Below are 23,576 nucleotides of genomic sequence, written 5' to 3' on the forward strand. Positions count from 1 at the left end.
TTTCTTTGCACAAAATAACTTTATTGAACATTTTGAGTATTTTTAATAGTTAGTCTAATTTAATGCAACACTAGTGACTTTCTTTATTTTTGCTTATTCCTGTTATTGGTACGTTTATGTCAACAGCTGGTTACTTATCCGCATTGAAAGAAAAAGTTCAAGCACGACAAGAAAAGTCAGGTCAACACCCGTACCGTCTAAGCTATATACTAACATCAACAATTGGTATCATATTAAATTTTGGGTCAATGGCAATTTAAAACGAATTGCTGATGAAAGTTTCTCAATGTATCGAAATCAAAAGTTGACCTTAACAATTATGCGCGCATTTGGTACTTCAATGCTTTGGTCGCCTTATTTTGTTAATGTTGGACTTGTATTAATCTTGTTTGACCTCTCATGGTTTGATATTGGGGGATATGGAATAATACTTGCTTGTATTTACATAATCATCTCTGTAATAATGTTTAAACAGATCTCATTTAAGGATGACCCGATTGTTGAACGAATGGCAAATGAAGTATCTTCAACAACTCAGTCATCGCTAGTTCCTTTTATCTCATTTTGTCTTGTATTAATCAGCCTTTCATTTCTACTTGATTATCTATTAGACGTAAAGATGTTAACGATTGTATCTCTACTAGCGGTCTTATTGCCTTTTTTGTGGGCTCTGTTTACAAGAATTTTAAAACCATTTACACAAGATGTTTCAAAACAAGTCCAATCCTCATTTATTCGGCTGAAAAATGAACTAGCGGTTTTTATTAGTGCAGGGTACCTTGGAATGGCCATGTCCTTTACAGACATCGGTACCTTTTTATCTATTATTTTGTTTAAGGCTTCATTAGGTTCCGTTTTTTTGCTGAGCCTTTTCTTAATTATTCTGGCAACACTCCTCTCTCAAATAGGAGTACACCCGGTCATTATTGTGATTGGAATCGGCAGTGCATTAACTCCAGCTAAATTTGGAGTTAGTCCTGAATACTTAGCGTTGGTCCTTTTGCTTGCTTGGTCGGTTTCAACTCAACTCTCACCATTTTCTGGCCAAGTGCTTATGGCTTCCAAATTAATGGATAAATCAACAAGTGTTATTGTTAAACAAAACCTGCTTTTTGTTTTGATCATAGGAAGTGTGTTAACTACAACACTGTATAGTTTTTATCTCATCGGCTGGTTATAGATTTTATCCCAAAAGGATGATTTTTCCTTTTGGGATAAAATCTAAGCAAAGAGCGAAACCGCTGCTTTTTTTTAAGGCTTTTCTGAGTGGGGTTCTCAGAAAAGACACGCAGCGAGTGTAGCCTTTGTTTCTTATCCAAAAAGGATGATTTTTCCTTTTTGAATATACTCTAATAGATCACTTATTGGAAGGGTTAAATATATGGAAAGTACATTACACAAACACCTTAAGACACAATCACTATACTGGTTAAAAGATAAAATGACGGACTTATGTGCAAATGAAGTGAAGTTATTTATTAAAAGAAAACGGTTTAAGGCTGATGCTCTTGGCATTAACCTTAAACGAAAAGAAGCTCGTATTATCGAAGTAAAAGCAACTCGCGCTGATTTCTTAAGAGATGAAGTACTTCATTCAGAATATGGATATCATAATGTTGCCGACTACTCTTATTTAATGACACCTGTTGGATTACTTGCAGCTGAAGAAATACCTAAGGGGTATGGATTATTAGAAATCGATGAGTATGATACGATAACAGTAAAAAAAAAGCCTGTTCGAAATCCTAAACCTATTGTATCTCTTGATACCCTTATTAAACGAACTGGCCGCGCAGCAACAAATGCCGTTTTATTTCAACAGTTATCAAAAGAAACAAAAGATAAAACAGATGGGGCATTTTCCAGAGGTGCCTCTGTCCAACTCATAAGTGCAACATGTCCAGCTTGCAAAAAACGTCATAAATATTTGGTGAAATTAAACCAAGAAATGGTGAATTGTCAAGCTAGTAGGTGCAAAAAAACGATTCCCCTTACGAAAGCAAGAGTACATATCATCACCTCGTATAACGAAGCTTTTTATCAAGAATTGCAAGCATTAATGAAAGGAGAATGAAAAAGCTATGAACAATAAAGAAATGGAAGAAAAGATCATTGGCAACTTTCAGCGTGATGAACAAATGATGATTCTCGTTTTTGCACAATGGTGCGTCAATAACGATTTAGAACCTGCTACATTATATACTCAGGCATATCCAAACCAATTAAAAAACCCTAGCCTTCAACAGGCGATTGAGTTAACCGTACCTAAAATTGAATCTGAACATATTAGTGATGAAACACTACTTGGAGTCTTATCTTTGTTTAGCAATGAAGATCTAGCGTTTGTTGTAACACAAGCCATTAAAAATCGTGGCAGATAAATCTTATCATGTAGTCCTAATCATTTTCGAATGTACATATGTATAAAAGATGGCATTCTTAATGGAGGTGGATAAATTGATCCCATCATTATTGATAACAGTCGCTCTTATCATCATTGTCATTCGTTCTGGTTATGTTGTAATTAATATGATCAATAAATCTTTAAGTAGAAACACATTAGACCTCTTGTATCATTTATCGATATTTATTGTTGCGTTATCTTTTTTACTATAAGTAAATTAATCTTGCAAGAAAGAAGGATCCTTTTAACAAAGGATCCTTCCTTCTCAATCCCATTACAAAAGCGCTCACTATATTTGGTAATTCACATTATAGACTGCCTGAAAGTACTACATAGTTTAAACAAGCATGGCTACCGAGTGCTTGAAGTTGAGTAATCATTCAAAAAACAATATACAAGAATTTCACTATGCACGTATATTGTTCCTAAAACACATTATCTGTACGCTCTTCGATTCCGATAATAATGTTTATCTTTTGAACGATAGCGCTTGGCATGACAAACATCACACATTGAAAAATCATGTTCCCAGGGCATGTTTTTTTCACAGTACTTGCACTTTTTCGAAAGATTTTTTACTCCATTTTTCAAGAAATCATGTACACCATCACTAATTTCTTGACGAATTCTTTCCCAGTATATCGCTTCTGTTCTCCTTTCTAATCGATATAAAAATAATAAATGTAAGCCTATTGCTTTATAAGAAAGTTCCAACTCTTCAAGAGAATTTTTTACGATCTGAGGCTCAGGCAGTTCCTCTCCTCTTATCACTGCGATCATTTTCTCTTGCCACTGGTGAGTTAAACCTGGTTCTTTTGAGGAAAAAGGTAGGTGTAAAAATCCATATAAATCCTTCAATGAAAGACGCGCTTCAATTTCTGTATTCCGAATGGTTTCATATAACTCTCGTTCCTCAGAAAGTGTGGCTTTCTTCGTTCCTTTTGGACTTTCAAATTTCTCCCACAGCTCAAAAAACGTACCGAGATCTCGATAATATTTTTGAAACCGTTCAAAAACAGCATTTGTCGGTGCAATAGCAAATGTTTGGATCGACTCATCCTCTTGTTGCAACAGATGCTTCATAAGCTTTATTTCCTTAGTGAAGGCTACTTTCCCGACATCATAAATCCCTTTTCGACCTGCCCGCCCAGCTATTTGTTTGACTTCTTGTGAAGTTAACCTTCTCCTTCTTACTCCGTCAAATTTCTCATTTTCTAAAAAGGCAATACGTCTAATTGGCAAATTCAGTCCCATCCCAATCGCATCAGTTGAAACAATAACGGTTGTCTCACCACCGATAAATCGCTGCATTTGTTTTTTTCTAGTTTCTGGAGGCATGCTTCCATATATCATGCTTACAGAATGTCCGTTTTTTTGCAGTTGAGAAGCGGTTTCGAGAACTCTCCTCCTTGAAAAGCAAACAAGTGCATCCCCTTTTTTCGTTTGTCTCATCGTAAATTCTTTTCTTTCCACTTTAAGAGGAATGTCCCTTGTGTAATCATGAATTTCAATATCATCCGGATCCCCTAATAACTGCAGAACCATTGACTCGGCGTTTCTACTTCCAATAATATGAACTTCATCCGCATTTGCTTTCGTGATTGCTTTATACCATGAAAATCCACGATCCTTATCTGCAATCATTTGTGCTTCATCAATGACAATGACATTGTAATATTCTTTTTCGTGGAACATTTCAACTGTACAAGCATGATGACTTGCTCCTTCAATGATCTTTTCTTCTTCTCCTGTTTTTAAAGTACAAGAAACACCTTCAGCATTTAGTTTGTCAAATACCTCAAGGGCCAAAAGGCGAAGCGGAGCAAGGTATAACCCGCTATCTGCTTTTTTCATTTGTTCTAGAGCATGATGAGTTTTTCCAGTATTCGTCTCCCCTATGTGTAAGACATAACGGATATTCCTGCCACTCGAAGGTCTGTATTCTCTGCCAAAAATATCATCAAGAATTCTTGATTCCTCTGCTTTTTTTCTTTCAATTGCTGCTTGTTCTTCCGCCTTTTTACGTTCTCGTTCTTTGACATCCTCTTCAAAGATCTCTCTATGCAAACGAGCGTCAAACGGTACATCTGCAAGCTTCAAAAGGTCTGAAAATAACTCTGCCTGTATTTGAGAGAATATTTTCTTTTCAAAGTAAGGGAGAAACGGACTAACATATTCTTTAATTTTTCGATCAGTCAGTTTTTCCTCGTACAGTTCTGCATATTCTTCGTGAAGTTCTAAGTTAATGTGCTGAAATGCTTTCTTACTGACAAATAGAGCAAGCTTCTCTTTTACAAACCTTTGATAAAAGTGGAGATACTTTTCATATTCCCAAAAATATGACTTGTGCACAGCGCCAGTTAGCTCGTCAAAAAATTTTGAAACTGTAAAATAATCTGAAGGATTAAACGATCCATTCTCAGTTAGTGTTTCTTCAATTTTGTACGTTTCAATCATTTGATACTTCGGTTTCGTATGTATATCTTTTGCTAATTGCTGACTCACACGATGCCGTATATATAGATAAAATAAATCCTCGTTTTTTTCTACTATTTTTTTTATTACTTTTTCTATCTGTTCTTGTACTTCTAACCTTTTATTACCTTTCTCTTCTTCTTCTTTTCGTTTTTCGTAATTCAGTTTTGCCTGCGTAAATACTTCCTGCCATTTCATTTCATTGTTTAAAAATACTCCATCTAACCAACTAACAACATGAAAAGGGCGATACTCTCGCATTTCATTTCTGAACAAGCGATTAATTATTTTTCGATCAATACCATCAACTTCATATCCTTTCTCGGTTAAAAAAGCTTTCTTCTCTCTCTTTGGAACATCATTTGTTACTTTGTTTAACCAAACATTAACCCATATTTGTTCAATATAAGTGTGTCTATCGGATATGTATTGCTCATATTTAGGCAACTCATTTTTTTGCTCTAGGTAACGATCAACATCTTCTAATACTTTCTTTTTTGTATGTTCGACCGCCTTAGGATATACAACAGCTAATTTATTCATAACGTACTCCTTCAAAGATCTGACATTGTATACTTAGTTCACCAATACAAATAGAGAAGTGTAAGCATTGCACTTCTCATTTTAAGCCTTATAGATCAATTCAATCAATCATAAAGCTATCACATCTCCGTATTAAGCCTGAACCCCTTGTATAAGTAAGACTTTAGTTCGGGACTATACGTTGTCGTCTCATTCGAATCAGAGAAGTTCTTCACAATGATTGTAATTGTTAAAACAATTAGCTATTTCCCCTATTTAACAGATTACTGTTAGCATACGGTATAAAACTGGTTTTATGCATCTTTCACTACTCTAATTGTCCCCCTGTAATAAGTATGGGCGGCAGACCTCCTTTTGTATTATGTGTTCAATAGTTCCGATCGACATTCGTATTCAATTTAATAAATGAGACAAACTAAACAATATATTCTTTAATTAAGGGGGTATTAATGATGACACATGATCACTTTGAACAAGTATTTGAACAATATCAAAATCAAGGGAACGCCGAACCAAGCTCACAATTGACTCAGGAAGCAATTGTTGCTGTTCGCAAAAATGATGACGGTGATTTAATTGCATTCAAAACAAATAACGGACGGGAGCTAGACTATGTAACTGCCTTAAATGAAGCCAAGGAAGGAAAGCTTGCTCATGTTGATGTATTCCACAAATATGGACGTGATATATTACGAAGCGAACCCGATGGTATAAAGTCTAATAACCTCGATAATTTGCCAACATTTTAACGTAAACGCAAATGAGAACTATGCTATGTCGGTAATGGTATAGGGAAAAATAGACACTTGAAAAGATACGCGTGGAAGCGGACGTGGCTCCGATCATGGCTTTGAGGCTACTGAAAAGGAAATATAAACCTTTCAGTAGCCTTTCTTTTATTTACTGTTCGATATCTAAACTTTTAATCGAATCCATATGACTTGCAATCATCGCGATAATAGTACTTGCTTCGTCTTTGCTAAAAATAAAATTAAATTCATCTTTAATCAAATCGTTATCATCTGTTTTCACACGATTGATCCGCTGTAAAATACCATCACCTGTTTCTTGGATTACGCCAAACTTGTACGAAATTTCAACCTCTTCATTCTCAGCAATATAGGCTGTTACTTCAGGCGTTTCCCAATCAACTTCCAATGTTTCATATTCCTCTTCATCTTCAAAATCAACTTCATCTGCTTCAACCTCATAAAAATCTGAGATATCATCTTCTTCGTCGAGGTAATCGTGGAAGCTGTCATGAACAGCATCAATAATATCATCAATGTCTTCAAGAATCGTTCGTGAAATTAGGTCTAAATCTAGATCAAATGACTCGACATAAAATTCATTATTTAACGGATCAAAAAATAATGTGCAAAAGTATTCACGACCATTTTCTTCTGTCTCTACAAAAAATTCAATCCGAGGATGTTTTGCCCCTTTATCAATAGACATATGACCTATTTGGTCATACTTCTCACATATTGATTCAAGATCATCTTGAAGTTCTTCTGTCACTCTGTCAAACCAGTCTAATGCCATAATGATCTTCCCTTCACAATAGTTTCCTTTAGTTGTAATAAAAAGACTACCTTCATTTCTATTTTAAACCAATTAGTTAATTTTCACTCATACAATTGACCATCTTTCTATAGAAATGAAAAAAGGGATTAGTAAGGGACATGTTGAATATGTTTTTCGTTTCAAGAGAAAACTGTTCCATCATAATTTTGCTAGTACAGTTGAGAGCTTTCTATAATTTATTCTTACACCATCATCTAAATTTACGTTCTCTACGTGCTTTTGACAGTCTACTAAAAGTTGATCAAATGCCATGAGTTCCATTAATTTCTCTTGAAGTATCTTTTTATTTGCACCAATGTTCTGAGCGGTACTATTTGTCATCTTTGGATTTTCTATTTCATTTTTGTATATCTTCTTCATTCTTTTTAAATGATCTAAGCGAACTTTCTCAATTGTTTCTCCTTGCATGCGATGCAAGTAAATTAATGTACGTAATCCTTTATGTTTGCCTGATTCAATCACCCAGTATATAGGTCTATTTTTATAAATTCTTACGTGGTCTTGAAAGAATTCATCAAAAAAATATCTACGTAATCTCTTATCAGGAGTTTCCTTCCTTGTTAACCCAATCGACTGTGCTAACCACAACATATTTTCTTCTACTGTATCCTCGCCAAATGCAACTGATAAGAATTTACGTAATTGCATGATGAGATCATCTTCAAAGTAACATTTATCAGTTAAAATCTGAATTCCATGATCATTCGGGATGAATGAATGATATAGGTTCTGCTCCCATTCACCACCTGCATAAGCAAGTCCTTCTACGTCAAGAGAATAACGTCCAAGTAAACATCCAACAAAATAAGATAAAAACGATTTTGTATCCCGTTTTCGATCTGCTTTTTGAATGGTTACATCCTCATTATTCACATAAGGACTTAACTCCCCTTCTAAGCTATACATCTTAATATAAATCTGATTTAATTTTTCTTCATTTTCTTTTGTTTTTCTAATTAATTCTTCTTTCTTTTCTTTCCAATCCTCAAATGCGTTAGATATCAAATATTTATGTTTATATAACATAAATGGATGTTTAGAAAAATCCCAAGATGATTCAGCACTGTCCCAGTCACTTCTAGCTAGTTCAATATTTTCTTTTGTTAACAGGTCAATTTGTTCATTTTTTTCTTTTACTAGAATAGGAAGTTTAGCAATAATGCCGGAACTATAATTAATCGTTGGGTTTAGAATATGTAATAATGTACTAGCCACTTTCGAATTTAAAAAACTCGCAAAAAAATAATAGTCTTCGTCTTCACAAAAAAAAGCATGGGAACCAACATCAAATATCATTCCTTGTGAATAACAACGCACACCAAATTTTTTGGAGCTTATTAATGACCATGTGATCCCTTTTCGAAAATAATAAGAAACATTTTTCGGTTTTGAATTACTAGGTAAACATTTCCCTAAAGAAAGTTTATGTAGCTTATCTTCCTTTATTTCTTTTCCACCATATTGCCAATTTACAACATATTCGTTACTTCCATACCATTTCTTAAATGTTCCACTTTTATTTAAAGGAAACCATTTACATGCACTCGCTTCTGCAGTTTCGCGATCAAGCCCAAAGCCAATCGTTTGAAAACCAACTTCATACCATAAACGATGAAATCGATCATTATTTGCCGTAGCCAAACCTTGTCTAGGTTCAGCGATTTGTTTTAACGGGGTTCCTTGTAAAAAGATGCTATGTAACCGATCAGTAAGCCAATATACAATCGGTGATTCAGAAATTAAAGAGAATATTTCTTGTTTGCAAATATATTTATGCTCTTTATCTATAAAAGCTTTTTCTTTTATAGATGTATTTTTGTAATCTACTAACCGGTGAAATGTACTATTGTAATCGTAAATAGCAACTCGTCGATTAACAAAAGCTGTACTTTGAACAACTTCTCCTGAAATATCTTCAAACGTATGCGCACCTAAGTGGAGCATAGATATAATTGTACTGTTTTGAAATAACTGTGCCCGTAATTTTTCATAACTCGATAGAAACATCCATGATTGCTGGTTAAGCATTGAATAATATCCTTTTTCTTTAGTGAAATACCATGCTCTTTCCATAAAAACAGCAAATAAATCATACTTACTATAAGGATATTCTCTTTTAATATAATCACTTATTGACTGATGTAAGCCACGCAAGCCTAAATAAGGAGGGTTCGTAACAGTAATATCATAAGTATCTGCTAATACCTTTGCTTGGTTAAGAAGTATTCCTACTAAATCAAGTTGCGGTAGTACGTGATAATTTTCTAACGTAACTTCAAAAGGCCTCTTTAACCGCTCCAAATACTTCTGAAAATCGATCGAACTAGGACGTAAGATGGAGCCAAATTGTTTTGCATCTTTAAATAATAAAAGGGTCTGTTTTAGTTCTATAGCTTCTTGCTTATCCTTTGATATTAGCTTGCCGATGGCATCTATATCAAGTTCGTTCGACTCTTGAACAGCAAATATGTTTATATTTATATATTCTTCATAGTCAACACCTGTTTTTTCTCGCGCCTTCATTAACAAAGCGAATGTCGCAAGTTGTGCAGCGCGATCATCAATGTCAACACCAAATAGATTGTTCTCAAAGATTAATTTAGGGATTAATTCCTTCTCATAACCGGCTTCAACATACATATCAAAAAAAAGGTCAAAGGCATAAACAAGTATGTGACCTGAACCCACACATGGGTCAATAAATTTAATCTCTTCTAAACTAAATTGTTTGTAACGCATTTCATTTAATTTCTTATCTACCTGTTCCTCTTGTTCTGCACGTACAATATAGTAATCCATTGACTTCTTTATAGATGACGATGGATTTCCATCAAGCCAAATTTGACCAAGTGAATTTTCGACCATATATTTCACTATCCACTTCGGGGTAAAAAGTTGCGTAGCCGCCGGAATATCAAACTTATTTATTTTTTTGTTTTTCTTTAGATTCGTAAATACTTGTTCCTTCGGTTCGATATTGTAAAATTGATATAACCATCCAATTACCTCTACTTCTCTAAAGCTTTCTAATAACGCTTCACTTTGTAACATACAATTAATGCCTGATTTTCTATCCAATAAAAAATCAGGCATTAAGAGCTCTGTATAGCCTTCAATTTTTGTGAATACTTTAGGGAGAATATAGTGTAAGTGGTTACATTGATTAATTAAGTGTTTTCTAGGATCACTCTCATTATTATGGACAGGCTCATAACCTTGATGGCTGCTGACAGCAAATTGAAAATGGTTTGATAACAATCCATTAACTTCCATATACCGAATAGCAATCAACCGATTAAACCAAGTATATGCAACTTCTTCAATCACTTGTTCATAGCTTTTTAGTTGTAATTCACGTTGCAATGCATGAAAAGACTTTTTCATTTGAAAGGGATATTCTAACCCATTGACTTTGAGTGTTCCAGGTTGTTCCTCAATAATTCCTTCTTCCTTCTGAGTAAATCCAAATAATTCCATACGCATAGAGACTTCATAAAGAAGCTCTCGTCTACTTTGCATTGCAAAGGCTTTTAGTTCAGCTCTATTTATATACATATACTGCCTCCTTCAAAGAGAGGTTTTCGAATATAATCGATAGTCCACCACTTTAAACCACTATATTGAATGGCATTACCTTTATTTCTCGTCATTTAAAGGTAACGAAATGATAAAAACAGTACCTTTAGGAGATGAAGATACTAAATCTATTTGCCCGTTATGACTGTCAATGATTCTTTGAACAATTGTTAGACCTAAACCTGTGCCGCTATCTTTTGATGTTAAGAAAGGATGAAAGATTGATCCTTGTAAATAGCTTGGAATTCCTTTTCCATTATCCTCTAAATAGATTTGGTAACATGATTCATCTAATTTAGAATAAATAGACACTTTTCCTTTCCCTTCTATTGCTTCAATACTGTTTCGAATTAAATTATGAAACACTTGTTTCATTTGTTTTCCGTCCAGTAATAATTGTTCTCTGTGCAAATCGATTGTAATTTCAATTTGTTGATTCTTTAAAGATTTTTGAATTAAAGGCAAAATATCATTAATAACATCGTCCATGTACGTCTCTTTTAATTGTGGTGCACTAGGCTTTGTTAAAAGAAGCATTTCTTCTATAATTGAATTAATTCGATCAAGTTCTCTTAATAACAAAGGAATGTGGTACTGTTGTTTCACCGAATCTGAAAATGATTGATTCATCAAAGACAAAAATCCATCGATCACTGCTAACGGATTACGAATTTCATGTGCAGCTCCTGCTGCTAGCTCACCAACAATTGCCAACTTCTCAGAATGACGAATTCGTTTTTCCAGTTCTTCTGTTTCTGTTATATCAATAAAGTAAAAAATCCTTCCGATAATATCCCCACTTTGATTATTTAAAACAGATTGTGAAACTAACAACGAATATTCTGCATGTGTAGTATAAAAAGGCATCTTTACATTTTGAATAATTTGTTTTGAATTGAAGATCCCCCAAAATCCATCGTTCTCGTAATGGGCAGAATCTGTGGTATTTAATAAGTTATTAGCAGCTTGATTATAAGATATATCGCTGTTTCTTTCATCGACCGTGATAATTCCAACAGGTAATGAATTGAGAATTTGTTCTCTAAATACTTTATCATTTAAAATAGTTTCAAAAGAATCTTTTAAACTCATAGACATCTGATTAATAGAAGCTGTTAGTTGTTTTAATTCGACTTGCTCACTTGCATTAATCGCTAAACCATATTCTCCACTTGCAATTCGGTCCACTTTGGAGACCATACTTTCCAAGGGATTTGTTAAACTAGCACTAATGCGATATGCAGCAATAAATGAAACAGTAACAGCACCAATTGTTATAAAAAGTAGTAGCCAAAGAGATTGATTTATTATGTCAGAAAAATGGTTTGAATGTGCTTTAAACGAATTGTTCACTGAATGTTTAATACCTTGTATTTCTTCATTAATTTCAAATAGGTGTGGCAAATATTGTTCGTGTAAATATTTCTCTACTGCTTCTTGATCTCCAAATGATTGTAGACCGTGAACATTATTATGGATTTTAAAATCTAATAAATCCATTTCTCTTTTGATATATTCAATAGATTCAGGAACCGTTCCATATTCGTCCTGTAAGTTAGTATACGCTTCAGTTGCATAGGAATCATATGAATCAGGCAAACTTAAACCATTTAAAAGTGATTGCTCAACTATATGTTTTTTTATATGTAATTCTTCTTCCCAATGAGTTATCCACATTAATTCCGGAATTGTGTTTTGACTGATCTCACTACTCACTTTACTAATTTGGTTGATTGAGTGAATTAGTATTAATGAGAAACTACTTAGTAGAATAATTGTCATGAGAAGGACTAGTAGTGTTTTGCTGCGATATGTTGCTTTTCCTAACATGTTTTTCATTAGAGACTCCTCAACTAAAACCTAGCCAAAAAAGGTGTTATTTTCGATTTATTTTATCTATTTCATATTCTATATATTTCTTTTCTTTTTCTGTAAACATTGGACCTAAAGGAGCCAGTCTATAAACACCATCATCTTTTGTTAAAAAGTTCGTACCAGGTGTAATGCCAGGCTCACTAAAATAGTCTTTCATGATCGCCACATATGCTTGCGGGACATCATTAATAACGCTAGTTAAAACTAAATCTTCCGCTAAATAGGATTGGTCATCAAGATAGCCGATAACATAGATATTATGTTTTTTTGCTAATTCAATAACTTCTCGATTAAACTCATTGCCTTTTGAGTAGACAACATCCACTCCTTCTTTAATGAGTTTTTTCATCAACTTAACTGCTTCATCTCCATCGTTTCTACTTTCGGCCACTTGATAATAAAATTTAATACCCGGATTAAAGTAGCTAAGTCCCCTTTTGAAATGCGGATTTTTTTCACTGTCCTCAAGAACATCGAGTAATCCAACTTTGTTTGTTTCTGTTTTTAACGATGCTGGCAGAGCTGCAAAATATTCAATCTGGCCATGGCCACCTGGATAAAATGTATACACAGATTGATTTGGGTACTTTGAAGTTCCATGTATCGTTACAAAGTGTACACTGGAATAATTGGGAGCAAGCTCTGTAAACACATCGGAAAATTCACGACCATGCCCAATAATAACTTCAGCCCCTTCTTCAACTGTCTGTATAATGGTTTTCTTAATAAGGGCATCCGTGTTAATTTCACTAAACAAAGATACATGTACAGGGAAATGTTCTTTAATTTCTATCTGTCCCTTGTAAGCTAAACTTCCCCAGCTTTGATCAATGACTTTATCTGAAGTCATGATAACAATATTTGTTGTTTCTTGTTGCTTCATCTCTATTGAAGAATGAAATAATGAATCAATAACGTTCCAAACGACGATACTAATAAATACGATGGCAACAACCATAGTAACTAGTAACATAATCCTTGATTGATTTGATTGTTGCATAAGCACTTCTCCTTTGTAGATTCTAGCTTAATATTACTGAAAATAATAATTATGGTCTACCATAATTATTATTTTATCAATAAAAATTACCGTATTCTCATAATAATCGGCATTAAGATTCCTGTAATTCTCTTAAATTCTTTAAAATGACTTTGTTGAAATAAAAAAAAACTCAAGAGGACCTGACAGCATTTGTCAGACCTCTTGAGTTTTAACAATTCATTTAAAAAGCTGCACAACTTTTTTCAACACTTTTTTATCATTAGAAGTGAGCTTCTTAGCTTCTATTGGAGAACCTTTTCGAGCTTTTTTTGGTGACTCCACAGATACAATCTGCAGATAAAATGGTTTCGTTTCTTTATCCCCGCCTAAATATCCTCTAAGGAAATTCAATTTCTTATTGGAACCTGTAATTTTTCCATTATAATCCCATTCTATTTTATTGTCATAAGTCAGATCCATTTGTTCCTTTAAAGCTAATGCTTCTGAAACAGCTTCTCGAGGAGTATTAAAAAAAGAATTTGTCCTTTTTAATCCTGTCTTCTTAAATCCATCTCCTGCTTTAGCTTGATAAATCGTACTAGTCATATTGGTCATCCTTTCGCGTTGATCTCACGCCTTCTGCTTAGAGTTCTGCACATCAGAAGACCAAAGGGTCAATCCCCTCCGTATAAGTATACCCTTTATTCCCAGTTATTACTACCTTTTATAGTGATTATACATTAAGAATTAAAAAAATAGTTGTTTATAGAACATAACATTCATAAGTGTGAGATAATAATAATATAGATCATATAGAAAGTAGGGGTTCGATGAAGAACAAAAATAAATTTAAACCCAATGAAAAAGTACTCCTTAAATCCACAGGAGAAACCATAACAATTAACAAATTCAGTTACGTACCCAATATGAAAAGGTATTCCTATACTTGTGTAGAGCACCCGAGTACGTTTTATTTCGAGGAAGAAATCGACCAATTAGATAGTTAATTGTGTTTACTAACTACCAGTTGACTGGAAATAGCACTTGCAATTTGAACTCTCGACTGCTAAGATGAAAGTAATTATTTTTGTTCCGAATACACTGATAGAAAAAAGACTTTCTTAATAAGTGGTTTTGTCTAGCTGGGTTATACATGGGCAAGGATAGTAATAAATATGTGGATAATCCACGTTGGAGGCAATCTCATGACACAAGGTAAAGTAAAATGGTTTAATGCAGAAAAAGGTTTCGGTTTTATTGAAGTTGAAGGTAATGACGATGTATTCGTACATTTCTCAGCTATCCAAGGAGACGGATTTAAGTCTTTAGAAGAAGGTCAAACTGTATCATTTGAAATCGAACAAGGCGCTCGTGGACCTCAAGCTGCTAACGTTCAAAAGTAATATTCAATAATAAAAGGGCACCTAATAGGTGCCCTTTTTCTATTTTTGGAATGTATTATGAAACCTTTGTAGGTACATACGTTGGTAATTACTAACTGATCTGTACTATATTATCGCATAAATAAAACAAATCACTAATAGCAATAGTGAACTCAATAAAAAAGGAGTAAATGTTTGTAATTTAGTTCCGTTTCGCGGAACATGATTGCCTAATGTTTTCATTGCAAGATGTGCTTCAGAAGAATGTCCTGCTGCTGAAAGTAATAAAGAAAGAGCAGCAACAAGGAACGCAACATTGACCCAGCTCCATTCAATGTACCAGCCAATCAAACCACTAATAATCCCTTGTACTAATAAAAACAGTAATGTTACACTAATGAATTTTTTTATGTCATTCACTCTCCTCTCGACTTACTATTGTATTAACGAGAGTAAAATATGTAAAGCACAAAACAAAAATAAGCAGCCTCAAAATAAAAGCTAAAGTTTTTATTATTCACCTACAAATTCGTTACGACAATAACTAAATATAAGTTTTTTCAATAAAAAAAGTGGCCAAGGCCTATTTGCCTTGGTCACTTAATAAAATAAATATAACTATCTCTTCTGCTTGCTTTTTTGGGCTCGCTCATCAGCCTCTTTCATGCGCTCCATCGCTTCTTTGTCCTCTGCATCAGCTAATTCTTCTGAATATTCTACTTCGTCATATTGACCCTGTTGCATATTTTTCTTAGCCATCATATCCCCCTATTATAAAAATAAGTATATGTAGATAAGCTTCAACTTATCTAGGGTGTAGTATTAGCGTTAATAGATAGGATAATGAACGGTAAAAATTTACAATTTTTTCTCGTGAGTATATAGCTTGACGTTTTCTGGCCGATTTATTTTAGATCCACTACATCCTCTTACAACTTTGAAATGGGGAATAAATCCTACTTTCAACGTATTCATTCCCTTCAAACGTTACTATCTCACTTCAATTTCATCACTTTTTAATGGGATATTTTATTTAAATAAACAATATATTCCTTTATCATTTGAGCATTACAGAGGAAATAACAGTATTTTTGTATTAAATCTAAGATAATACGTGATTATAAAGAAAGAAATACCGTATATACTCGTCATGACTCATATTTAACATGTTCAGCCAATTGAGGGAACTAGAGATTTCCGTTACGATATACTTCATCACAACAAAGACTTACAACAAGAGGAGGAGTAAAGATGAAACGAATATTGATTATAAGTCTCATCCTAATACTATCCTTCATTACTGGATTTCTATATTTTGAAAATAAAAAACTTCAAGTATCAATAGAACAGTCAGAAGACTTAAATGAAGAACAGAAGAAATATCTAGAAATGAAGGAAATGCAATTGTATTACTCGAAGAACTCTGTATCTACAGATTTGGCAGTAGATTATGAATCTTGGGTAATATCTACTACGCTTGCTGACCAACTACATGAAGATAGCAATGGAAAATTCCAAAAAGAATGGGGAATTTTTCTAGGTGAAATCACCCAACAACGTGGTGTAGATCCTTATATTGTATATGAATTGTTGAGAACAGAAACGGGTGGTACATTTGATCCAGGGCTTGTAGGACCACAAACTCGATTTGGACATGCCTATGGAATGGCTCAATTCATGAAAAACACAGCACCATGGATTGCTGAAATGGCAGATCTACCATACGAAGACAAATTATTGTTTGATCCTCTCTATTCAATTCAACTATCCGTAGAATATTTACATTATTTATATGATCAATTTGAAAATTGGGATCATGCTTTGACCGCTTATCACCGTGGCGTTGGAGGTCTTAAGACTTACATTGACAATAATGGTCATGCTAAAAGTGCTTATGCAGTGGAAATACAAGAGAGAGCAGAGGAATTTGACTTATTGACTTATTCTCCATAAGGAATGAACGAAAATCAAGTAGTAACTCATGGTTCTACTTGATTTTTTGCCGTTTTATAGTTTAGTGTTAGATATTTTCATTATTGATTCAATACATGGCTCTGTTCTTCAATTAAATACTGTTCAATTAACATCGTATCTTCGGGATGAAAGATATGTGCAGATTTGTCCATCCAAATTAGTTGTTTTCCTTTTTTAGCATGAATCATTTGAAAATATTGCTCAACAAGTTTACCGTCAACGTGAACATCTTTTGTACCGTGTATAAATGTGACTGGGATGTCAACTTCTTTAGATGTTCTGTAAAAATCAACATCTGGCAGTTCATTTATGAAATCAATTGTATAAATCAACTTAAAGCCTTTATGAAATGAATTATAGACATCCTTCAATGTATAGTCTTTTGATTGAAACATTGGTTTAGCTACGCTTAAAAGTCCAGGGTGCTTAATTTTCCTATCTGAGTAAATCATACTATTGAATCTAGCCTGCCACTTTCGTAAAACTCCCCACTGTTTAAAACTTTCCACAAAAGGTGGTTCTCCTACGAGGATGAGTTCTTTCAAAGCTCTTTTATTTTTCCTTCTGTTTGCTTCTTCTTTTGCCCACTTTAAACAAATTTTATCATTTTCACTCCAATTGATAATTTGAGAAATTCCTACATATGAATAAAATTTTTCAGGATATAGGGTGATAAGTTTCAAACCTAATATTGTTCCCCATGAATGGGCAACTAAAAATATTTTTTCTTGCTTAAACGTTTTTCTTAAATATTCCGTTAATTCATTTGCGTCTGCAATAAACTGCGCAATTGTCATTGACTCCTGTGAAATCGACTGATTATATGACTTCCCTGTCCCCCGTTGATCCCAAAAAACTACTGTATAATGTTGTACTAGCTTTTTTACATTCGTAATAATCGTGTAGTCTAAACCTCTACATGATACTCCTGGAAGCGGCATTGATGGCCCACCGTGTAAAAACAACAGAACTGGTTTTTTACTACTTTCTCCTTGAATTAAAATATATTGTTCTATTCCACCAACAAAAACTTTCTCTACTTTCGAAATACCACTTTCAGAAATAATAAAATCATCAGGTTTCGAGAATAATCCCAATTCAACACGTCCTTTTGTGCGCTTTTGACTTTTTTATAAAAATAATTAGCTAGCCACGTAACCAAAGTAAGTAAAAATTCCTTGTCTAATTGCGAATTCCCTCTTTAGACCTAAATTATTTAGATTACATAAGTACCATGAACTATATGTACTCCTAATTTCCTATATAAATGCATTTTCTTTATGTATTTTCTAAAAGTGTTTTGTTACTATATGACCTTTTTCAATCATATATTGTTTTTACCGAGATGCAGGTGAATAATGTTAAAGGAAAATTATCATTTGAATGAAAACTTAGCTGCTAGTCATTCCGGTTTTCACTTTTTATTTTTCCTATGTTCATATTACACAATCATAGTGACCTTTTTTCATGTATTTAAACGACTGTTATTTTTTCTTACATAGTTTTTTCGCAAATCGCTTACTAATTACTACATAATTAAAGACAATTTAGATGATTTCTTGTACGATAGATATAACAATACAATTTCTTTTTTTTAATATAGTACTTACAGTATGTTCTACAAACGGGAGTTGCTTTTTTGATATTAGATTACTGAATTAAATAGGAGTGAAAACTATGCATCTAACAAGTTATACTGACTATGCTCTGCGGACACTTGTTTACTTAGGAACTAAACAAGGTCTTTCTTTAGCAAAGATTAAAGATATAGCAAGCGTTTACAATATTTCAAACAACCATATGAGCAAGGTGGTTTATGAATTAGGACAGCTCGGACTAATTAAAACAACCAGAGGAAAAAATGGTGGAATTCAATTGGCTGTTGCCCCAGAAGAAATTAACATTGGAACTGTAGTTAGAAAAACAGAGAATCTGCATATTGTGGAGTGTTTTGATCAGAGTAACAATACATGTATTATTAGCTCTGCTTGTAAATTAAAATTTGTTCTTAATGAGGCACTTCAAGCATATTTACGTGTTTTAGATGACTATACATTAGCAGACGTTATTTCAAACCATGTTGACTTGCTTAATATTTTTAACTTCCAGGAACAGAATGCGTAATGAAAGTTAATCAAGAAAAAAAAGCAATATCTATAATAACCAGATATTGCTTTTTCAACTTCTCACACTACTATTTCGTTTATTTTGTTTAACATTAAAATAATCTCCATCTACTTTTTTTATATTATTTTCTTGGTTCTCTATCTGTTTATCACCTTTTTTCAGCTTGGGGATATGCTTTGAACAATGTATAAATGCTTCTTCAACTTCAATAACTACCCAGCGCTCTACTTTTTTTCCATTTTGTTTCTGGATATCGTTTATTGCTTCTTCTGATAGTTGTAGTGTTTCTAATTCTTTATTTTCGCATATATACGCTCTTCCGTTAACATGCAAGCCTACACTACTTTCGAAAAAATCGATAAACATCAAACCGATATGAGGATTTTCCGTAATATTCCCCATACTTGCCATTACGCCATTCCCTCGAAATTCTGGATAAGCTAACGTAGTCTTATCGATCACTCGAACAAACCCCGGATACCCGGCTCGAAAAGAAGAATCGCAATGCCCCCTGCTGTCGGAGGTTGAGATAAATACCATCTCCTGTTCTGAAATAAATGATTCCATATCAGAATTTAAATGATTTAACATTTGATTATTATAAAAAGCAGCCGCTCTTCTAGTAGTATTGTATTTATCTTGAAGTATTTGCTCTCCTGTTTGTCTGGGCATCTATCCCAACCCCTTTTCATAAAGAAATGGTAGAACAATTATCCTTTACAGTTTAACTGAATATTTCAAAGATATTAATCGATTTGTCAGATTATCTAACGTATAACCTATTTTCGAAACGCAAAAAAGTGATCACTTTGCAAATGATCACTACTTACCACATAAAAAGACCAACCCGATAATAAGTATGTACTATGCTATTACCTTCCGCTATGTTTAAACTGATTCCTTCAGAATTCGTTTATTTATTTTTGAGTAAAGATCTTTTCCAGTTTCACTTTTCATTATTTTCCCATCAATCAAAGTGAACGGACATTGCTTACACGTTTTACACTTACCCAAACAACCTTTACGTTTGATTTTCAAATCCGGATAAGAAGATTTAAGTGATTTATTATAAGCTTTGTTTGTTTTGAATTCATTTTTCGTACAGAAATAAACTTTTTCCATCTCCATCCACCTCTTCACCAATGATAATCATAATCATTTTCACTAATGTTATAGTAACAGATAATCGTTCTCATGTATAGTCCTAACAGTCAGAAAATTCTTTTTTTATTTCCTCTATAAATTCTGAGCAGCATTCTTTCAATCATAACTACAAAAAACGAAGATGTTATAGGTTGATAGGTAACCTGTAACATCTCCGTTTCTACGTTACAATCATTTTTTGTTGAGAAATTTCCGATACTTAGCATATAGCTTTTTTCTATTTTTAATTGGCAGAAACTTAAGGTAGTGCATATCATAGCTCTTATTCTCAAAAAGTAATCTATGATTGTTATTTATTAATGCCTTTTGTTTTTCTTTTATATAATTATAGTTAAGAACTTTAGACCAATCATCAGTCCTTTGGCCAATATGATATTTTGATTGCGGCTTTTTCATGACTATGCCTTCGAGGTTGTATTCTTTTACTACTTCAAAGTAAGATTTTGAATTCCCTTCAACCCATTGTGAAGTAACAACCGTAACCGTATCAGTCGGTATTACTAAGTTTAGGAGGTCTTTTCGTTTACGTAAAGCAAGTTGTGTAACTTTTCTTCCTTTGTAGTACATTATATCAAATGCTACATATTGAATCGGGACTTGTGTCGTCGGTTTTTTTGATTTGAACCGTTCCATTAAAACAAAAAAATTCGGTTTATTGTCAACAGCAGGGGAAATCAGCTCTCCATCTAAAATGATTCCTTGCGGAAGCGACATAGAAGAGAGTTCAGGAAACAAAGCAGTCACGTCTTGGTTGCATCGTGTATATAACTTAGGTTTGCCGTTTATATTACTATAAATCAATCTGATTCCATCTAACTTCAATTCAGTTATAACATTGGCGTAGTCTTCTGCTGGGGAATCTAGTTCTTGTAATAACATTGGAGCAATAATCACCTAAATCACCTCAAGTACTATAGTACCTTTGAATCTCTTTAAAATCATTAGTGATCATTTGGAAGTTTAGCTATTAATCAAAAAATGAGGTGACTCATGTTTGTGATACAGCCATCCTCCTAAATCTTATTATTTTTTCAATGAGTTAATAGTTTTCAGATTACTTCAGAACACAACCATTTAATAGGCTCATCACTAGTAAGATCAATCAATGAATCCCCATTTGCTTACGGAATTTTGATTTTTTATTTAATCGAAAGATCATATTATAGTTATTGAATAAATTTTCCATCGTAAACTTATCCTATTATTATCGAGTTATATGGAGGTAAATATATTGAATTTTATAGACGATTTATACGACCGTTATAGGAATCATCTCACTGGTGAGGAAGAAGATGCCTCAATTATTATCAATGGCATTCTTCAAGAATTTAACGACAATGATATAAAGAAGTTGGTAACGACTATGTCTGATCAAGAGCGTTTTGAAATGCTAACGCTATTTTTATTTGAGAAGTTTCGGTTGAAAATGGCAGAAGAAGGAATCGACCAATTCGAAAACCAAGAAGACCTGAAGTTTTACCATTAAGGAATTGGTTATTTGTGTGTATCTTTATTTGAGTGGATTGCTCCGCTTGTATGCCTAACTTAACTCAATCTATGTATTAGTTTTTCCTAACCGTAAAATGCAACTGATGATGACAGCAAGATAAACACCTATATTAAATGTAAACCAATTAAAATACAATGTATTCGTATATTGATTAAACCAACCATACTGATAAATTAACGAGTTAGGCTCATTCGGCCCTCCTCCTAAATGAGTAATAAGAGCATTTGTGAATACGAGTAATTCATTTGCAATACTTACAAACAATATAAAAATGAATAATAGTGCTAATAGAGCCCACTTCTTGGTGAAATATTGAAGAATTTTGTAACTAAACGTACTAATGAAAATTGTAAAGGCAGCATACGATGGAAGAGCAAAAATCATTGGTATGATTCCCACATTCCCGTTTCCCGACATATTTAGAGGATTAATAGTAAATAAATCAATTAAAAAGAACCCGATTATACTAGTAATTAAAAAAGCAGTGATTAGGAATAGTAACTTAGAAAAAGATAACTGAGTCAAATAATGCATATGCTCCTCCTGCTATCATAAGTAATTGTTTTTATACTATATTAGACGAGTCGCATATGCAAAAAGTTTCACTATTTGGTAACAATTCCAAGTATTTCATTATTCAATTTAACTAATCTCTACACTAGTAGCATTAGTATTTTTTTCTATTCCCTTCGTTTTTTCTTGTACGTATTCTATAAAACCTTCTCTATGCAATTCTTTATCTAAAATTTTACGAACATAATAAGGATCTTTTAATAATCCATTTTCTTTATCGGTTTCAATCCATCTTTTTATTTCTGCGCTTTCTATTAAATTTTGAAACCACTCTGCCTCATGTAGTTCTTTCCAAAGCTCGTCGATCTTTGGATCTTTTTTTCTAAAGATATTTTTCTGTATTAGTTCAATAAAAAATGCGGCAATAAGTAAACAGAATAAAAATACTATCATTTCCGTGCAATTGGGAAGTCCTCATGAGTGATCCAATCACTCCAACTCCCTGCGTATAACTTCACATTAGAATACCCTGCTTTTTTTAAAGCTAGAACGTTAGGACATGCTGAGACACCTGACCCACAATAAACAATAATTTCTTTTGAATGAAGTACTTCTGAAAAGTTCTCTTTCAATTCCTCGTTATCTTTCCATAATCCATTCTCATTTAAAACATTCTTCCAAAAATAATTAACAGCACCAGGTATATGTCCTGCGATCGTATCGATTGGTTCTTCCCATCCAAAATACCTATTTGACTCACGTGAATCAATTAATACAGTATCAGGGTGATTCAATCTCTCTTTTACTTGGTTCGCATTAACATAAGCCCATTCATCACTAATTTGTACAAGGAAGGTCTTAGATGTATTAACAGGAATGTTTTTGGTTACTTCATATCCTTTACTTACCCATTTTGAAAATCCACCATCAAGAATAGCTACATTAGAATGACCAAGATGCTTTAGCAACCACCATAAGCGTGATGCCACCATTCCTCCTTGGTCATCATACACGATTACATTTGTATCTTTTCCTATCCCAATTCTGCCAAGTTTTTCAGCGAACTCATTTAAATCTGGTAATGGATGGCGTCCACCATGTTCACGAACAGCCGATGATAAATCATTTTCAAGGTCGATGTAAACAGCTTCAGGTATATGGGCTTCTTTATAAACTTGTTTACCAGCTTCAGGGTTGGCCAACTGAAAACGGACATCAATAATAACGTAATTATGTTCACTCTTTTTTAATTCTTTCTGCAACCATTCTACTTTCACGATATCATCCATTCTTAACACCTTCCTATCAAATCATTTCATCCTAATTGTATAACAAGTATGTATTATTTTTCATTAGAAAAAAAGTTTAGTTAGTTCTTTAATCATTCGAGTGAATTTCATAAATATCATCCCTTGTGTCTCAAGGGTTCCAAGGCATAAAAAAGGAAGTACCTCCCCAAATCCA

The 23,576-nt window shown here is 33.4% G+C and carries 23 protein-coding genes and 1 pseudogene; 9 read left to right on the forward strand and 15 right to left on the reverse strand.

Annotated elements, in window-relative coordinates:
* The first annotated feature begins 286 nt into the window (after positions 1–286).
* The 4 genes from SLH51_RS22530 to SLH51_RS22545 all read left to right on the forward strand — a co-directional run bounded on the left by SLH51_RS22530 (position 287) and on the right by SLH51_RS22545 (position 2,616).
* Positions 287–1,180, forward strand: coding sequence for a hypothetical protein (locus SLH51_RS22530; RefSeq protein ID WP_335963801.1), 894 nt, complete (start codon positions 287–289; stop codon positions 1,178–1,180).
* Between the two features lie 201 nt (positions 1,181–1,381).
* Complete coding sequence (locus tag SLH51_RS22535) at positions 1,382–2,074, forward strand: hypothetical protein (protein ID WP_335963802.1); 693 nt, start codon at positions 1,382–1,384, stop codon at positions 2,072–2,074.
* Between the two features lie 7 nt (positions 2,075–2,081).
* Positions 2,082–2,381 (forward strand): hypothetical protein, encoded by a 300-nt coding sequence (locus tag SLH51_RS22540; RefSeq protein WP_335963803.1) that lies wholly within the window; start codon positions 2,082–2,084, stop codon positions 2,379–2,381.
* Between the two features lie 76 nt (positions 2,382–2,457).
* On the forward strand, positions 2,458–2,616 hold the full coding sequence (locus SLH51_RS22545) for a hypothetical protein (RefSeq protein ID WP_335963804.1): 159 nt from the start codon (positions 2,458–2,460) through the stop codon (positions 2,614–2,616).
* Positions 2,617–2,839: 223 nt separating this feature from the next.
* Here the strand turns inward: SLH51_RS22545 and SLH51_RS22550 are convergent, their stop codons facing one another.
* On the reverse strand, positions 2,840–5,422 hold the full coding sequence (locus tag SLH51_RS22550) for a helicase-related protein (RefSeq protein WP_335963806.1): 2,583 nt from the start codon (positions 5,420–5,422) through the stop codon (positions 2,840–2,842).
* Between the two features lie 536 nt (positions 5,423–5,958).
* On the opposite strand from SLH51_RS22550, the pseudogene SLH51_RS22555 reads away from it, so the two are divergent.
* A pseudogene (locus SLH51_RS22555) lies at positions 5,959–6,171 on the forward strand (DUF3892 domain-containing protein); the annotation flags it as partial.
* Between the two features lie 151 nt (positions 6,172–6,322).
* On the opposite strand, the gene SLH51_RS22560 reads toward SLH51_RS22555, so the two are convergent.
* The 5 genes from SLH51_RS22560 to SLH51_RS22580 all read right to left on the reverse strand — a co-directional run bounded on the left by SLH51_RS22560 (position 6,323) and on the right by SLH51_RS22580 (position 14,048).
* Positions 6,323–6,967, reverse strand: coding sequence for a hypothetical protein (locus SLH51_RS22560; RefSeq protein WP_335963808.1), 645 nt, complete (start codon positions 6,965–6,967; stop codon positions 6,323–6,325).
* A 180-nt stretch (positions 6,968–7,147) separates the two neighbouring features.
* Positions 7,148–10,564, reverse strand: coding sequence for a BREX-1 system adenine-specific DNA-methyltransferase PglX (gene pglX / locus SLH51_RS22565; protein ID WP_335963810.1), 3,417 nt, complete (start codon positions 10,562–10,564; stop codon positions 7,148–7,150).
* A gap of 81 nt (positions 10,565–10,645) precedes the next feature.
* Positions 10,646–12,424 carry a sensor histidine kinase gene (locus tag SLH51_RS22570; protein ID WP_335963811.1) on the reverse strand — a complete coding sequence of 593 codons (1,779 nt, stop codon included), beginning with the start codon at positions 12,422–12,424 and terminating at the stop codon, positions 10,646–10,648.
* A gap of 37 nt (positions 12,425–12,461) precedes the next feature.
* The gene (locus tag SLH51_RS22575) at positions 12,462–13,460 is read right to left on the reverse strand and encodes a BMP family ABC transporter substrate-binding protein (RefSeq protein WP_335963813.1); all 999 of its coding nucleotides are present in this window, start codon (positions 13,458–13,460) and stop codon (positions 12,462–12,464) included.
* Positions 13,461–13,679: 219 nt separating this feature from the next.
* A complete protein-coding gene (locus tag SLH51_RS22580) occupies positions 13,680–14,048 on the reverse strand; it encodes a hypothetical protein (protein WP_335963814.1) in 369 nt (122 codons plus the stop codon).
* Positions 14,049–14,647: 599 nt separating this feature from the next.
* On the opposite strand from SLH51_RS22580, the gene cspD reads away from it, so the two are divergent.
* Positions 14,648–14,845, forward strand: a complete 198-nt coding sequence (cspD, locus tag SLH51_RS22585) for a cold-shock protein CspD (RefSeq protein WP_335963815.1) — start codon at positions 14,648–14,650, stop codon at positions 14,843–14,845.
* A gap of 105 nt (positions 14,846–14,950) precedes the next feature.
* Here the strand turns inward: cspD and SLH51_RS22590 are convergent, their stop codons facing one another.
* Entirely contained in the window at positions 14,951–15,244 is a 294-nt protein-coding gene (locus tag SLH51_RS22590) for a hypothetical protein (protein WP_335963816.1), read from the reverse strand.
* Between the two features lie 198 nt (positions 15,245–15,442).
* Positions 15,443–15,583 carry a YfhD family protein gene (locus SLH51_RS22595; RefSeq protein WP_390184011.1) on the reverse strand — a complete coding sequence of 47 codons (141 nt, stop codon included), beginning with the start codon at positions 15,581–15,583 and terminating at the stop codon, positions 15,443–15,445.
* Between the two features lie 492 nt (positions 15,584–16,075).
* Here SLH51_RS22595 and SLH51_RS22600 point away from each other — a divergent pair, with 492 nt between their 5' ends.
* A complete protein-coding gene (locus tag SLH51_RS22600; RefSeq protein WP_335963818.1) occupies positions 16,076–16,777 on the forward strand; it encodes a lytic transglycosylase domain-containing protein in 702 nt (233 codons plus the stop codon).
* An 80-nt stretch (positions 16,778–16,857) separates the two neighbouring features.
* Here SLH51_RS22600 and SLH51_RS22605 read toward each other — a convergent pair whose 3' ends face one another.
* Positions 16,858–17,895 (reverse strand): alpha/beta fold hydrolase, encoded by a 1,038-nt coding sequence (locus SLH51_RS22605; protein ID WP_335963819.1) that lies wholly within the window; start codon positions 17,893–17,895, stop codon positions 16,858–16,860.
* Positions 17,896–18,475: 580 nt separating this feature from the next.
* Between SLH51_RS22605 and SLH51_RS22610 the strand changes: the two genes are divergently transcribed.
* On the forward strand, positions 18,476–18,922 hold the full coding sequence (locus tag SLH51_RS22610; RefSeq protein ID WP_335963820.1) for an Rrf2 family transcriptional regulator: 447 nt from the start codon (positions 18,476–18,478) through the stop codon (positions 18,920–18,922).
* A 54-nt stretch (positions 18,923–18,976) separates the two neighbouring features.
* Here SLH51_RS22610 and SLH51_RS22615 read toward each other — a convergent pair whose 3' ends face one another.
* From SLH51_RS22615 to SLH51_RS22625, 3 genes are all read right to left on the reverse strand, one after another.
* Positions 18,977–19,597 (reverse strand): pyridoxamine 5'-phosphate oxidase family protein, encoded by a 621-nt coding sequence (locus SLH51_RS22615; protein WP_335963821.1) that lies wholly within the window; start codon positions 19,595–19,597, stop codon positions 18,977–18,979.
* A 216-nt stretch (positions 19,598–19,813) separates the two neighbouring features.
* Positions 19,814–20,053, reverse strand: a complete 240-nt coding sequence (locus tag SLH51_RS22620; protein WP_335963822.1) for a DUF1450 domain-containing protein — start codon at positions 20,051–20,053, stop codon at positions 19,814–19,816.
* Between the two features lie 207 nt (positions 20,054–20,260).
* Positions 20,261–20,983 (reverse strand): ATP-dependent DNA ligase, encoded by a 723-nt coding sequence (locus tag SLH51_RS22625; protein ID WP_335963823.1) that lies wholly within the window; start codon positions 20,981–20,983, stop codon positions 20,261–20,263.
* A 337-nt stretch (positions 20,984–21,320) separates the two neighbouring features.
* Between SLH51_RS22625 and SLH51_RS22630 the strand changes: the two genes are divergently transcribed.
* A complete protein-coding gene (locus SLH51_RS22630; protein WP_335963824.1) occupies positions 21,321–21,575 on the forward strand; it encodes a DUF6154 family protein in 255 nt (84 codons plus the stop codon).
* Positions 21,576–21,644: 69 nt separating this feature from the next.
* Here SLH51_RS22630 and SLH51_RS22635 read toward each other — a convergent pair whose 3' ends face one another.
* The 3 genes from SLH51_RS22635 to SLH51_RS22645 all read right to left on the reverse strand — a co-directional run bounded on the left by SLH51_RS22635 (position 21,645) and on the right by SLH51_RS22645 (position 23,401).
* Positions 21,645–22,133 carry a hypothetical protein gene (locus SLH51_RS22635; protein WP_335963825.1) on the reverse strand — a complete coding sequence of 163 codons (489 nt, stop codon included), beginning with the start codon at positions 22,131–22,133 and terminating at the stop codon, positions 21,645–21,647.
* A 108-nt stretch (positions 22,134–22,241) separates the two neighbouring features.
* A complete protein-coding gene (locus SLH51_RS22640) occupies positions 22,242–22,565 on the reverse strand; it encodes a hypothetical protein (protein ID WP_335963826.1) in 324 nt (107 codons plus the stop codon).
* Positions 22,562–23,401, reverse strand: a complete 840-nt coding sequence (locus SLH51_RS22645) for a sulfurtransferase (protein WP_335963827.1) — start codon at positions 23,399–23,401, stop codon at positions 22,562–22,564. The genes SLH51_RS22640 and SLH51_RS22645 overlap by 4 nt, the downstream gene beginning before the upstream one ends.
* Positions 23,402–23,576: the final 175 nt, after the last annotated feature.

The organism is Halalkalibacter kiskunsagensis (genome assembly GCF_037027555.1).
Lineage (GTDB): Bacteria > Bacillota > Bacilli > Bacillales > Bacillaceae_D > Halalkalibacter > Halalkalibacter kiskunsagensis.